This window comes from Pantoea trifolii (assembly GCF_024506435.1).
Taxonomy (GTDB): domain Bacteria; phylum Pseudomonadota; class Gammaproteobacteria; order Enterobacterales; family Enterobacteriaceae; genus Pantoea; species Pantoea trifolii.
Genome location: NZ_JANIET010000001.1, coordinates 1184802 through 1198566, shown reverse-complemented (window position 1 = coordinate 1198566; position 13765 = coordinate 1184802). Strand labels below are relative to the sequence as shown.

General features: G+C 54.7%; 15 protein-coding genes. 7 read left to right on the top strand and 8 right to left on the bottom strand.

The window, feature by feature from the left end; genetic code table 11:
• Positions 1 to 3: 3 nt before the first annotated feature.
• On the bottom strand, positions 4 to 495 hold the full coding sequence (locus tag NQH49_RS05465; RefSeq protein WP_256695885.1) for an RcnB family protein: 492 nt from the start codon (positions 493 to 495) through the stop codon (positions 4 to 6).
• 797 nt (positions 496 to 1292) lie between these two features.
• Positions 1293 to 1523, bottom strand: a complete 231-nt coding sequence (locus NQH49_RS05460; RefSeq protein WP_256695884.1) for a DUF1272 domain-containing protein — start codon at positions 1521 to 1523, stop codon at positions 1293 to 1295.
• 204 nt (positions 1524 to 1727) lie between these two features.
• On the opposite strand from NQH49_RS05460, the gene NQH49_RS05455 reads away from it, so the two are divergent.
• A complete protein-coding gene (locus NQH49_RS05455; RefSeq protein ID WP_256695883.1) occupies positions 1728 to 2852 on the top strand; it encodes an AI-2E family transporter in 1125 nt (374 codons plus the stop codon).
• 111 nt (positions 2853 to 2963) lie between these two features.
• Positions 2964 to 3644, top strand: a complete 681-nt coding sequence (locus NQH49_RS05450) for an HAD family hydrolase (RefSeq protein WP_256695882.1) — start codon at positions 2964 to 2966, stop codon at positions 3642 to 3644.
• Positions 3645 to 3720: 76 nt separating this feature from the next.
• Here the strand turns inward: NQH49_RS05450 and NQH49_RS05445 are convergent, their stop codons facing one another.
• From NQH49_RS05445 to NQH49_RS05420, 6 genes are read right to left on the bottom strand one after another with little or no spacing between them, the layout of a single operon-like run.
• Positions 3721 to 4296 carry a TerD family protein gene (locus NQH49_RS05445; protein WP_008103742.1) on the bottom strand — a complete coding sequence of 192 codons (576 nt, stop codon included), beginning with the start codon at positions 4294 to 4296 and terminating at the stop codon, positions 3721 to 3723.
• A 57-nt stretch (positions 4297 to 4353) separates the two neighbouring features.
• Positions 4354 to 4932, bottom strand: coding sequence for a TerD family protein (locus NQH49_RS05440; RefSeq protein WP_061717414.1), 579 nt, complete (start codon positions 4930 to 4932; stop codon positions 4354 to 4356).
• A 50-nt stretch (positions 4933 to 4982) separates the two neighbouring features.
• A complete protein-coding gene (locus NQH49_RS05435) occupies positions 4983 to 6020 on the bottom strand; it encodes a TerC/Alx family metal homeostasis membrane protein (RefSeq protein ID WP_008103746.1) in 1038 nt (345 codons plus the stop codon).
• Positions 6021 to 6044: 24 nt separating this feature from the next.
• Complete coding sequence (locus NQH49_RS05430; RefSeq protein ID WP_008103747.1) at positions 6045 to 6500, bottom strand: tellurite resistance TerB family protein; 456 nt, start codon at positions 6498 to 6500, stop codon at positions 6045 to 6047.
• 20 nt (positions 6501 to 6520) lie between these two features.
• Positions 6521 to 7699, bottom strand: coding sequence for a TerD family protein (locus NQH49_RS05425; RefSeq protein ID WP_256695881.1), 1179 nt, complete (start codon positions 7697 to 7699; stop codon positions 6521 to 6523).
• On the bottom strand, positions 7699 to 8283 hold the full coding sequence (locus NQH49_RS05420) for a TerD family protein (RefSeq protein ID WP_256695880.1): 585 nt from the start codon (positions 8281 to 8283) through the stop codon (positions 7699 to 7701). The genes NQH49_RS05425 and NQH49_RS05420 overlap by 1 nt, the downstream gene beginning before the upstream one ends.
• Positions 8284 to 8603: 320 nt before the next feature.
• Between NQH49_RS05420 and NQH49_RS05415 the strand changes: the two genes are divergently transcribed.
• From NQH49_RS05415 to NQH49_RS05395, 5 genes are read left to right on the top strand one after another with little or no spacing between them, the layout of a single operon-like run.
• Positions 8604 to 9662 (top strand): ATP-grasp domain-containing protein, encoded by a 1059-nt coding sequence (locus NQH49_RS05415; RefSeq protein ID WP_256695879.1) that lies wholly within the window; start codon positions 8604 to 8606, stop codon positions 9660 to 9662.
• Between the two features lie 10 nt (positions 9663 to 9672).
• Positions 9673 to 10800 carry a phosphoribosyltransferase domain-containing protein gene (locus tag NQH49_RS05410; RefSeq protein WP_256695878.1) on the top strand — a complete coding sequence of 376 codons (1128 nt, stop codon included), beginning with the start codon at positions 9673 to 9675 and terminating at the stop codon, positions 10798 to 10800.
• Complete coding sequence (locus tag NQH49_RS05405) at positions 10793 to 11578, top strand: HAD family hydrolase (protein WP_256695877.1); 786 nt, start codon at positions 10793 to 10795, stop codon at positions 11576 to 11578. Before NQH49_RS05410 ends, NQH49_RS05405 begins: the two co-directional genes overlap by 8 nt.
• The gene (locus NQH49_RS05400; protein WP_256695876.1) at positions 11568 to 12647 is read left to right on the top strand and encodes a cysteine protease StiP family protein; all 1080 of its coding nucleotides are present in this window, start codon (positions 11568 to 11570) and stop codon (positions 12645 to 12647) included. Before NQH49_RS05405 ends, NQH49_RS05400 begins: the two co-directional genes overlap by 11 nt.
• Positions 12647 to 13591, top strand: a complete 945-nt coding sequence (locus tag NQH49_RS05395; RefSeq protein ID WP_256695874.1) for an HpcH/HpaI aldolase/citrate lyase family protein — start codon at positions 12647 to 12649, stop codon at positions 13589 to 13591. The genes NQH49_RS05400 and NQH49_RS05395 overlap by 1 nt, the downstream gene beginning before the upstream one ends.
• The last annotated feature ends 174 nt before the right edge of the window (positions 13592 to 13765 follow it).

Sequence of the window (13765 nt, the reverse complement as noted above, 5' to 3'; positions counted from 1 at the left end):
AGATTAGTTGAACGCGCCGTTGAGCAGAATCGCGGTGATGATGCCAGTTGCTGCGGCCACCAGCACGTAATTGCCATCGATGTAAGCCCAATGTTCACCGCGCGGTGGCTCATACAGACCACGGTCGCGCCAGTCATCTACGCGATAGTGCGGCCCCCGAAACTCCGGCGGTGCCGGATAGCCGCGACGGAAGTCATGGCCGCCCCAGGCAAAGCGGTCACCGCCACGATGTCCTTCCGGCATCCGATGGTCAGCGTGATGGTCGTGACGATCCGGGCCAGGTCCGCGATCGTGATCGTGGCCACGGTCGTGATGATCACCGCGATCCGGTCCGCGGTCGCCGCCACGATCCGGGCCGCGTCCATGGTCCTGATGCTGGTCGCCGCCGTGCGACTGCCAGCGCTGGTCACCTGGGCCGTCTGCCCGCGAGACGCTAGAAAACAGTGTGCTGCATGCAATAAATGACGCAATGAGACTCAGTGTTGTTTTTTTCATGGTGTTGCCTCCAGGGATAACGGCGGTTGCTGTGCCGTTGAGCATTACTATTGATTAAATGGAGACAGAAAAGCATTTCCAAAACTCTTAAAAACCGGATACTTACAGGAAATTACGTCAAATTATCACTTTCTTAACGATTGTGTATTTTCTGACATTAACTGGATCGAACGCACGCATGCGCGTTTATTGGAGAGAAAGCGGGGAATATAAAGAAAAACCCGATCGCAAGGATCGGGAGGATAATTCAATTTCCATAAATTGCATAAAGGGGTAAACCCTGCAAAAGTGAGGGTAAAACTGAAGCACACAACGCCACATCACTAGCATTGCCAGCAAACAATACCATTTAAAATTGAAAACTTCTTTTGAAAAGGACTATTTTTCAGAAAAATACGCAAAAATTAAATGACAGAAAAAATATTATTTTAGGAACGTTGTTTCAGGATAAATAAGGTCTGTGCTCTGACCAGATTCGGCAAAGACAGAATAACAAGGCATTAAAGCAGCTAATCCATGCTATCAAGAATGGTGGATATCCCTTTAAAAACAACACCATTAACTTCTTAAACCTTTTAAATATCAGCACGCCGCACGCGCAACCCGATGAGTATTTAACAATCACTGCTCCTTATTAGGCCCCAATTGTTTATAACCAACATTAATACACGGCGGTGATTACTATCGTGCTCAAAATTCCCCTACTTTCGTCACGTTTAAATATCACGAGGCAGCCTGATAAACTATTTAGGGTAAACGTTTACATGGGCAGAATATTCGTTTGCACGCTCACTATCTCATGACGAAGATAAATGGCGCGTTGAGGACGCCGGATGACGCGCTAACGCCGCAGCAGGACGAATCGGTCGACGCACCAGTTCACCGCTGCAATTAGGGCAGCGCTGCGCCAGCGCGCCTTCCGCGCAGGCAACGCAGAAGGTGCATTCAAACGAACAGATGCGCGCATCAAGTGACTCCGGCGGCAGATCTTTATCGCAGCATTCGCAGTTAGGACGTAGTTCCAGCATGATTTCCTCCGGTGAGTTTCAGCCACCATCATCACCGTAATAATGCCGCTGCACCAGCCAGTGAACAGACATCAGACGGACAAATCGGGACATCGTTGGTCTGCGCTTGTCAGGCGCTTAAGCGAACCATCTGCCCTAAAAACATTACATTCCCCGCTAGGCGTTCTATAGTTCAATCGCCTTATCTACTAACGAGACACTGTAATGCGTATTAAAGGACTTAATTTAGGCTTCTTTATCGTGATTTTGGCGCTTGTCACCTACGCCTTTTTTGATGTGCTGACACCGTATTTTTCTGCCATTTTCTGGGCCGCGATTCTGGCGGTGATCTTCCATCCGCTGAAGTCGCTGTTGCGTCGTAAAATGGGCGATCGTAACGGTTTGGCTGCGTTTGCCACGCTGCTGATTATCTGCCTGATTGTGTTCACGCCGCTGGCGCTGATCACCTCTTCGATGGTGGTTGAAGTCAACACGGTGTACACCAAGCTGCAGAACAACTCTGCACAGTTCCCGGCGGTGTTTGCCGATCTGCTGCAGCATCTGCCTTCGTGGGCGCGTAACTATCTCGCCGATAACAACCTGAACAACGCGCAGGAGATTCAGCAGAAGCTCTCTGGTTTTGCGCTGAAAGGCGGCCAGTACATGGCGGGCAGCGTGTTCCTGATCGGCAAAGGGACCTTCACCTTTACCGTTGGCTTTGGCGTGATGCTCTATCTGCTGTTCTTCCTATTGAAAGATGGCGCCTGGCTGGTGAATTTGATTCTGGAAGCGCTGCCGCTTTCAACCTACGTGAAACATCACCTGATGATGAAGTTCGCAGCGGTCTCACGTGCCACAGTTAAAGGCACGGTGGTGGTTGCAGTGGTGCAAGGTGTACTGGGTGGCATCGCCTTCTGGATCACCGGCATCGACGGCAGTTTGCTGTGGGGCACCTTGATGGCATTCCTGTCGCTGATTCCGGCGGTCGGTTCCGCGATTGTTTGGGTCCCGGCAACCATCTTCTTCTTCGCCACCAGCGCCATCTGGAAAGCCCTGTTCCTGATTGGCTTCTTCGTGGTGGTGGTTGGCCTGGTGGATAACATCCTGCGTCCGCTGCTGGTCGGTAAAGACACCAAAATGCCGGACTATCTGATCCTGATCTCCACGCTGGGCGGCATGGAAGTGTATGGCATCAACGGCTTTGTCATTGGTCCGCTGATCGCCGCGCTGTTTATTGCCTGCTGGAATCTGCTTTCCGGTCGCGATAACCGCGAGAACTCAGAAGAGATCGACGAAGAGTTTATCGAAGAGGGTAAAACCCGCGAAGAAGAGGGCAAAATCCGCGAGTAAGCGTTTCAAACGGCTACCGTTTATCGGTAGCCGCATTCCCACATGAGAATATCGTCCCGCCATTTGCTATCATCGTTGCATTGATTACGGCTTGCGACAAAAGAGAACAACATGTCCATGGAATCCTCCTTAGCGCGTGAAAATCAGGTTCTGTCAGTCTTCGATTTCGACGGCACGCTGACCATTCACGACAGCTTTATCCCCTTTCTGCGCTTCAGCTTTGGCAAACGTGCGTTCGCACGCAAAATTGCCCGACTGGCACTGCCAACGCTGCGCTGCATGCGTAAAAAGCTCACGCGTGATGAGTTAAAAGAAGTGTTGATTCACACTTTTTTAACCGGCGTGGAGGAGCAATGGATTCGCCAGCAGGCGCAACTGTTCTGCGCGGCCAACTGGAACAAGTTGATGCGTCCAGCCGGACTGTTAGCGGTTGCCGCTGAAGTGAACTCCAGCGCGGAAGTGACCATCTGTTCCGCCTCGCCTGCGATGGTATTAGAACCCTTCGCCGAGCGTTTGGGCATCAACCTGATCGGCACCCAATTAGAAGTGGTGGACGGCATTCTTACCGGAAAGATTACCGGTCATAACTGCCGCTGTGGGCAAAAGGTTAAGCGACTGGAAAGCGTCTACGGCCCGCTGCATAACTATCACCTGCGCGCCTGGGGCGATACGCGCGGTGATTTTGAGTTACTGGCCGCCGCGCAGGATCCACACTGGCGTCATTTCCATCCAACCTGGAAAAAACGCCGCGTGCCGCTGGAAAAACTGCGCATGCTGCGCCTGGATCCGTAGAGTCGCCATTCATGGCGACCGATTTAAATAGCAAAAAGCCCCGGACAAGCCGGGGCTTTGTTAGCAATGCTTTAAATCAGACGCTCACGCCGTGCTGTGAAGCCAGCGCCGACAGGCCGCCTGCGAAGCCCTGACCAACCGCTTTGAATTTCCACTCAGCACCGTTGCGATACAGCTCACCGAACACCATCGCGGTTTCAGTAGACGCATCTTCAGACAGGTCGAAACGGGCGATTTCAGCGCCGTTGTCATTGTTGAAGATACGCATGAAGCTGTTGCTCACCATGCCGAAGTTCTGCTTACGCGCTTCTGCATCATAAATGGTGACCGCAAAGACCAGCTTTTTCACGTCAGCCGGTACTTTAGACAGGGTAATTTTTACCTGCTCGTCATCGCCATCGCCGGCGCCGGTGCGATTATCGCCCTGATGCTCAACGGAACCACAAGCGCTCTGCTTGTTGTTGAAGAAGATGAAGCTGGCATCGCTCAGCACTTTACCGTCGTCACCGACCATAAACACTGACGCATCAAGATCGAAGTCCTGACCATCTGTTACACGTGCATCCCAACCCAGACCCGCCATGGCAACATTCATGGTTGGTGCTTCTTTAGTCAGGGAAACGTTACCGCCTTTTACCAGAGAAACTGCCATTTTAAAGCTCCTGCTTTTAATTGGATGATGCGGGCAGCGCGTGGCTGCCCGTGTTAATTAAGATGCGTTGATGCCGTACTGAGCACACACCGAGGCGAGGCCGCCGGCATACCCCTGGCCTACCGCGCGGAATTTCCACTCGGTACCGTTACGGTACAGCTCACCAAACAGCATCGCGGTTTCGGTGGAGGCATCTTCGGTCAAATCGTAACGCGCCACTTCACTGCGATCGTCATCGTTCACCAGGCGGATAAACGCGCCGGAAACCTGACCAAAGCTCTGACGACGGGTCTGCGCATCATGGATGGTAACCACAAACACGATCTTGTCGACGTCGGCTGGAATCAGATCCAGTTTGATTTTCAGCGATTCATCATCGCCATCGCCGGCACCGGTACGGTTGTCACCGGTGTGCGAAACAGAACCGTCGGAAGAGACCAGGTTGTTATAGAAAATGAAGTCAGCATCGCCACGGACTTTGCCGCTGGCGGACAGCAAGAACGCTGACGCATCAAGGTCAAAGTCCTGACCATCGGTGGAACGTGCATCCCAGCCAAGGCCAACGAGGACGTTTTTCATGGTTGGTGCCGCTTTGCTCAGCGAAACGTTACCGCCTTTAGAAAGAGAAACGCTCATTGTAATTACCTCTTGGTTAATGATTTTTCAGACACATTACGGGCAGAAGATCAGCTCTCTTCTTTTTCCTCAGGTTTACCGGGGAACATCACGCTGAGTACGATACCGACAGCCAACACGCCGAGTACCACAAACAGGCTGGCGCTAGCAGAGATGCTGTAGCCGTGATGCCAGATATGATCGGTAGCATTCAGACCCAGTTTCACCGCGATGAAGAACAGCAGCACGATAACGGCTTTCTCGAGGTGAACCAGATACTGTTTCAATGCTTCAAGTACGAAGTACAGCGTACGCAAGCCGAGGATGGCGAACATCATGGCGCTATACACGATCAGCGGTTCACGGCTTACCGCGATAATCGCCGGCACGGAGTCAAAGGCGAACATCACGTCAGAGAGTTCAACCACCGCCACACACAGCATCAACGGTGTGGCATACAGCGCCGCTTTCTTGCCGCGACCAATCGCTACGTCTTTGTTTTCTGGTTTCTGCAGCTCTTCATCGACTTCTTTCTGATTCAGCAGGAAGGCGTTGCCACGCATTTTTGGCCAGATTGGGAAGAAGCGCTTCACCATGCGATAGGCAAGGTGCTGCGAGTAATCTTCGATCTCGTCGCTGTCGTCGCCGCTTTTCAACATCATCACCGCCGTCCACGCGACGATCAGCGCAAACACGATTTCGACGTAAGGGCCGAGGCTCAGCAAGCCGGTACCGATCGCCACGAAGATGCCACGGAAGACGATGGCACCGATGATGCCCCAGTAGAGCACGCGGTGACGGTAGCGGTCCGGAACAGCAAACCACGAGAAGATCGCCATCATGACGAACAGGTTATCGACGGAGAGCACTTTCTCCAGCGCGTAACCGGTGACGAACAAGCTGGCAACTTCAGCGCCGTGATGAATATAAAGGAAGCCGGCGAAACCCATCGCCACCGCCACCCAGAACACCGACCACAGCGCCGCGCTTTTCAGCGAAATCGGCTTGTCGCCGCGGTGCATGAACAGGTCGATAAAAATAGCTCCTACTGACAGCGCGATGAAAACCGCGACTGTTTCAGTTGGGAAGCCAATGTGCGTAGACACCATGATGAACCCTTAAAAGATAAAAAATTACAGACCAAATATTGCTGGATCAAAGCCCAAAGCGACGGCGATTTCGCGCACCGCTTTCTGCTCGTCAGCATCAAAATCACCATCACTCTTACCGACAGCAATACCTACGCGGATCGCCAACTGCGCGGCTTCCGGTTGATCTTTCAACGCCATGATGTACTTCATGGTTTCGCCCTTGCCAATTTCCAGATCGAAATCGAAGCTGCTCACCAGCTTGTTAAAGAACTCAATCACTTCATTGGTATCAAAGACTTTCAATTCTTCGGAGGCACGCAGAAAACCGATCATCTTCTGCTTCTCTTCCGCACTCACACTGCCGTCTGCGACCGCAATGCGTGCGCAAACCGCCACCGTACCTTGCATAAATTTCTTATTTTTAAAGCGGCTAACCTGTTTGGTTAATTCATCGCGGCCGGAATTAAATGCGCCTTTAACCTTGTTGAAAAAGCTCATAGTGAATCCTCTGTCTGAAATTATTTGGAACCGGCTCGCCAGTTGAATCCCCAACCGAAAGCTTTATCCATATCGGAATGCCCGTTAAAGAACTGATTGATACGCTCGACGCGGATACTGCCGTTCTCATTGACCAGGCGAGCAATCGCACACATGTTGCGGCGATTCTCTCCTTCCGTCATACGCGTTTCAATCGGTGGCTGGTCTGGAATGTGCAGCGTCACTACGCCATCCGTTTTGTCCCAGCTCGCCGCACCTTGATAGATGAAAGCGAAAACCAACACTTCGCGAATCTGATTCCATTCGCGACCGTTGATGTGCAGCCATTCGCCATCGGTCACTTCGCCGGTACGATCGTCGCCCTGCAAGTGTACGAAAGGTTTGGCATGCATGGCGCCAAAATTGCCACCCAGCGCCTGAATCACACCACGCGAGCCGTCTTGCAGCTCAACGAAGGCGCCGAGATCGAGATCCACGCCTTTGTTGCCGCCGAACAATCCGCGCAACCCGCCGCCACTACTGGTTTCACGGTGCCAGTTCAGATTGATGCGGATCTCACCGAAGTTATCGCGCTTGGTCAGGCTGATGGCTGGCTTCTCTTTGGTAAGAGACACTTTGCTCAGATTGATTTTTGCCGGCGCGGGTGTCGGTGCTGGAGCCGGTGCCGCCTGCGGTGCAGGCGCAGGCGTTGGGGCAGGCGCGGGTTCAGCCACATCCACACCAAAATGTTCCGCCAGTGGCTGCAAGCCGCCGTTGAAACCCTGCGCAATAAAGCGGAATTTCCACTCATTATTGCGGCGGTAAAGTTCGCCGAGGATCAACGCCGCTTCCTGACGTCCCACCAGCTCCACGTTACCGCTCAGCAGCACGTTGCCGCCCTGCTCCACCTGAATCGCCAGACGTTGCAAGCCCGATACGTTGCGGCCGCCGTCACAGGTGACGGTGAAGGCCACTTTCTGCACGTCCGGGCGCAAGCGAGTGAGATCGACAGAAAAGGCGGAGTTGTGCCCTTCGCTTTTCAGGCTGATGGTACGGTCATCGTTATCCGGCTGACCGTAGAACACCATATCGGCATCGCCATTGACTTTGCCGCTGGCGAACAGACGAAAGGCGGAAGCATCAACGGCGGCGCCAGCGAGCACGCGCACCGTCAGCAGATTAGCGGGAACGGGAGCATTGCTCCCCGGCGTCATATTCATTAGCGCACCACTGCGGCAACGATGTCGTTTTGCATCGCATCGATGGTACGACCGGCGCTCGCGCGGCCATGCGCCGTGAAGTCCCACAATCCGCCGTTGCGGTGCAGCGAAGCAATCACGATGCCGGTATGGCTACCTTGCTCAGTCAGCTCATAGCGCGCCAGCTCTTTGCCGTTTTGATCAACCACGCGGCAGAAGGCATTTTCCACTTCGTTGAAGGTTTGGCCCTGGAAGCTGTTCACGGTAAACGCCAGATACTCAACGTTGGCGGGCAGACGTGACAACTCGACGTTGATCACTTCATCGTCGCCATCGCCTTCGCCGGTACGGTTATCGCCGCTGTGTTTCACCGCACCACATTTGGAGGTTAATGCGCGGAACCAGATGGTATCAATGGCATTACCGGATTGATCCAATAATACGCAGCTGGCATCGAGATCGATTGAATCTCCGCCGCCGCCAAATAGCTTACCTAACAAGCCTTTCTTTTTAATTGGATCCCAGCCTAAGCCGAAATGTAATTTATTCAGCGAAGCGGTTTCTTTGCTGAGTGAGACCGTCTGATTCTTGCTTAATGAAACCATGTCATAATTCCTTCAAACAGGTTTGAAAAGGGTTTTATTTTTGCATCAAATTCCATGAGGGCAAAATCATATCATGATGATATTCATGTTCAGCATTAATTTTCACAGCAATTTTATGAAACACAATAAAGCGTTGCAGAAGAACAACTTAAGAGAATTCAACCCAAAGAGACAATGCACTAAACATGACAATTCTTTACATTAAAATTCATAAGGTTACGTTAGGTTAAAAAATCATATTATGATTGACTCGTTTCGAGGTGAGAAATAAACTCGTCAGTTGTAATCCAGCCACCAGCCTCTTGCGGAAATAATTAGAAATGTCTCACAAAATTTGGCTAATGGAAGGTTTATCCTCCCAACGCGATATAATTAATGGCATTACATCTACAGCTAAAAAACATAACTACAACGTATCGATTTATGCATCACATCGCCAATCGCGTAATGAAATACTTTCTCTGGCGGATCATGCATTAATTGAACCTGGTGATATTAATCAGCGCCTCGAATTTATTCTTTCTACCGTCAAAAAAAACGCCATTCAGGCGATCCATACCGGTCGACATGCGCATTGGTTTGAAGCCCATCGCGCCGCTATCGAAGCCAGCGGTACGCGCTTAACCACCGGCGCACGCGATGTCGCGATGCTGGATCTGGCCGATGACAAAGTCGCGTTTGCCCACCATATGAAAAGCCTGAATTTGCCGGTGGTGCCTTCACTGCGCATTGATTCACCCGTACAGTTGCGCGAGTTGATCGCCCGCAAACCCTTTGGCGATTTGCCGCTGTGCGTTAAGCCGGTTACCGGTATTTATGGCATGGGATTCTGGCAGTTTGATGAAAGCGTCTCGCCGATGGCGGCGTTTACCCATCCGGATGCGCGCCGGGTGAAAGCCGAATATTACTTACAGGCGCTGGAAGCCGCCGACAGCATGGAGCCGCTGGTCCTGATGCCGTATCTGCCAGGCCCGGAATACTCGGTTGATATGCTGGCGGAAAACGGCAAGGTGCTGGCCGCCGTGGCGCGCCGCAAAGAAGGTGCGCTGCAGTATCTGGAGAACAGCGGCGAAGCCTTTGAGCTGGCGCAAGCCTGCGCCGCCGCGATGGGCGCAGATGGATTGATTAACGTGCAGACGCGCAATGATGCCAGCGGCAAACCGCTATTACTGGAGATCAATATGCGCCCTTCCGGCGGCATTGGTTACACCCGTTTCAGCGGCGTAAATCTTCCCGGCTTGTTTGCCCTGCGCCAGCTAGGCTTGATCAGTCAGCAGCAGGTGATCGATGACGCCCGCCGCGACTTCACGCCAGCAACCGTCCGCGCGCTGAGCGATGTGGTGGCGTACAACCCCGTCCTGTCCAACCAGGTTCAATGAGGAATTATCCATGACCACACTTTGGAGCAGGACGCTTTCATGCGGCACGCTGAGCGTCACGCCAACCGGCGGCATCAGCGCCATCGACGATCTGTTTGAGATCGCCGAGCGCCGCAATCCCAAGCGCGCTTTTCTGTTCGTCAGTAAAGTACTTGGCCGCCACATACCGGTCGCACCATGGAAAATGCGCGCCGTTTATCGCCAGCTGGCGGAGCAGTTCCCGCCGCTTTCTGACGGTCCGGTACTGTTTATCGGCATGGCAGAAACCGCCGTTGGCCTGGGCGCAGGCGTATTTGATGAAGTGCGCCAGCGCGTGAGCGAACCGGTGTATCTCACCTCGACGCGCCATCCGCAGCAGGCGGATTTGCTGTGCGAGTTTAAAGAGAATCACAGCCACGCCACCGATCATCTGATCTACCTGCCCGATGATGCGCAGCTGCGCCAGCGCGTGCTTAACGCGCGCACGCTGGTGATGATTGATGACGAAGCGACCACCGGCAACACCTTCATTAACCTGCTCGACGCGCTGCGCAACGACGGCGGCTTAAAACAGATCGAGCAGGTTATCGCCGTTACGCTCACCGACTGGAGCGGCGATGCGCTACCCGCGCGCTGTCCGGTGCCGGTGCGCAGCGTGTCGCTGGTGCAAGGCGACTGGCACTGGCAGCAGGATCCTGACGCCGCGCTACCGCCGATGCCCGCGGTGGCGCTCAACGATGCCGCCACCGTGCCAATCACCGGCAAACAAAGCTGGGGCCGACTCGGCATGGAAGCGCCAGCGAGCGATTTTGGCCGTGCGATTCAGGCGCAGCCGGGAGAAAAAATCCTCGTGCTCGGCAGCAGCGAATTTGTCTGGGAACCCTTCCTGCTGGCCGAACGTCTGGCAGCACAAGGCGCCGAGGTGAAATACAGCTCCACCACGCGCTCGCCGATCGCTGCTGGATTTGCCATCGAATCGGCTATCGCCTTCGGTGATAACTACGGTCTCGGCATCGCCAACTTCGTTTACAACGTGGCGCATCAGCAGTTTGACCGCATTTTGCTGTGCATCGAAACGCCGATCGACAGCGTGGATCCGCTGTTAACCACGGCACTGGCCAGGGTAGCGCCGCAGGTGGAGGTGATCAGCTATGAATAAACCGGTAATTTTTTCCGACCTCGACGACACGCTATTTCAGACGCGCCGCAAAATGGTGGACGAGCTGGATCTCGAGCCGTTCCGCACCGGCGCGCTCGATCTCAGCCTGCAGCCGCGCAGCTTTATGACCGAAGAGCAGTCGATGCTGGTCGACTGGATGATCGCGCAAGCCGATTTGATCCCGGTCACCGCACGCGGCACCGAAGAGATCGCCCGCGTGCAGATCCCATTCCGTTCGTGGGCGGTGACCACGCATGGCGCGGTAATCCTCAATCCGCAAGGTGAGGAAGATGCCGCATGGCGCGCGCACATGCTGGAAAAACTGACGCCGTACGGCCCGGCGCTGCTCTCAATGCAGCAGGCGATCACCGACCTGATGGCAGAGCGTGACATCAACGGCTGGGCGCGCATTAACTATGAATATGGCGTCACGCCGATCTATCTGGTGATGAAGCACCGCGACAGCACGCGCCTCGAGGAGCTTTACGCCATCGCCGATGAAATCGAGCAACGCTTCCCCACCGCCGCCTATTACATCCATCGCAACAGCAACAACGTCGCGTGGCTGCCGAACGTGGTGGAAAAAGGCTTAGCCGTCAGCTACCTGCTGGAAAAATTACGCAGCGAGCGCGGCGTTTTCCCGGTGATTGGCCTCGGCGACAGCCTCAGCGATCATCGCTTTATGAAGCTGTGCAGCTGGTACGGCATTCCGCGTCAAAGCCAGTTTGCCGAACGCATCAACCAATCCCTATTCGGAGAACAATCAGATGGTGAATAACCTGCCTTTCTCTGGATCGTACCAAGCCGGCGACGTCGAATTCCTGCTCAAGCCGGTCGAGATCGACATGACGCCGGTGGAGCAAAAAGAGCAGCTGATCCAATCCGGCGCGCGCCACTATTCCGAGATGTTGAGCCAGGAACCGGAACCGACGCGCTGGCACCTTGAGCTGTTTTCCCGCGCGCTTGACGCAGGTGCCGGACGCCTGGCGAAAGAAGTCACCATGCTGGCGCGGACGCTGGCACACCAGTTTGGCGACATGCCGATTGTGCTAGTAAGCCTGGTACGCGCGGGTGTGCCGCTCGGCGTGATGCTGCAACAGGCGCTGCGCGCGATGGGCCGCGAATCGTACCATTACGGCATCAGCATCATCCGCGATCGCGGGATTGATGAGGCTGCGCTGGAGAGCATCGAAGCGCGCCACGGCACCGCAGGCATTGTGTTCGTTGATGGCTGGACCGGCAAAGGCGCCATCACCGGCGAGCTGATCCGCAGCCTCGAACATCGTCCCGGCTATCCGGCGCAACCGCGCCTGGTGGTGCTGGCCGATCCGTGCGGCAAGGCGTGGCTTTCGGCCAGCGATGATGACTGGTTGATCCCGTTTGGCATTATGGGCGCGCCGGTGTCGGGTTTGATCTCGCGCTCATTGTGGTCAGAAGCAGGCTTGCACGGCTGCGTGCAGTGCGACCATCTGGCGCAATACGATTGCAGCCAGCAGCTGGTGAATACCGTGGCGGAATACGCGCGATCGCTAGATGTCAGCGCCCTGCCCGCTTGTCAGCAGGATCCACAACATCAACAACAGCTAGTAGCGCAAAGTGAAGCGGTGATCGCCATGCTGGCGGCGCGTTATCAGGTGAACAGCATCAACCGCATTAAGCCGGGCATCGCCGAAGCCACGCGCGCCGTGCTGCGTCGCGTGCCGGATCAGGTGCTGGTCCGTTCGGTGGACGATCCTGACGTGGCGTTGCTGGTCTATCTTGCCCAACAAAAAGGGCTGACCATCACAGAAGCGGGTGCCGATCTTGGGCAATACCGCGCCGTGACGATAATCAAAAAGGTGCTGTGATGAACAGCCGACTCTCTCCGTGGCGTTTGGGCGCGACGCTGTATATGCCGGCGGTGCGCAGCGATATCGTCGATGCCATTCTGCACAACAAAATCAGTGGCCTGCGCTCGCTGGTGATCTGCCTGGAAGATGCGGTCAGTGATGCGGATTTGCCGCAGGCGCTGCACAATCTCCAGCAAATCCTGCAGGTGTTGAATGCCGAACAGCGCGCCAATGGCAACACGCAGTGGCCGCTGGTGTTTATCCGTCCACGTAACAGCGAGATGGGCGCGTGGCTGGTGGAAAATCTCAACCTCAGCGCGATAGACGGCTTTGTGTTGCCGAAATTCACCGCCGATTCCTTACCGCTGTGGTGGCAGATTCTCGAACCGAGCCATCTGTGCATGATGCCGACGCTGGAAACCGAAGAGGTGTTCGATGTGGTGGCGATGCGCGAGCTGGCCCTCATGCTGCAACATCATGCCTGCCGTGAGCGCGTGATCGCCTTGCGCATCGGCGGTAACGACTTGATGAACGTGCTGTCGCTGCGCCGCTCGCGCCACTTCACGCTGTATGACAGCCCGATGGGTTACACCATCAAAATGCTGGTGGCGGTGTTCGCATCGCGGGATTTTGCGCTGACTGCGCCGGTGTGCGAGCACATCGACGATCAGCAGATTATGGATCAGGAACTGGCGCTGGATATCGCGCACGGTTTGGTGGGCAAAACCGCCATTCACCCGAGCCAGATCGGCAAGATTCAGGACATGCTGATGGTTTCCGCCAGCGATCAGGCGGATGCCTTCCGCATCCTCAACTCAAGCCAGGCGGTATTTAAATCGCAGGGCGCGATGTGCGAACCAGCGACGCATCGCCGCTGGGCCGCCGCTATTCTGGCCCGCGCGCAGGAATACGGCATCGCACCCGATGCTCGCGCTGACGGCGCATTGATGTTGGTAACCTGACAAACCCCGTAGGGTGGGCATTCATGCCCACCGCGTTACCACCAAACCAAAAACCAAACGCAGGAATTTTCTGACCCTATTTACCTGATATTTAAATACCCTCTGATACTGTCGACAACCGTTTGCCAGGAGGGCGATACAGACCATTGATCACTAACGCAGGCCTCAATCGAC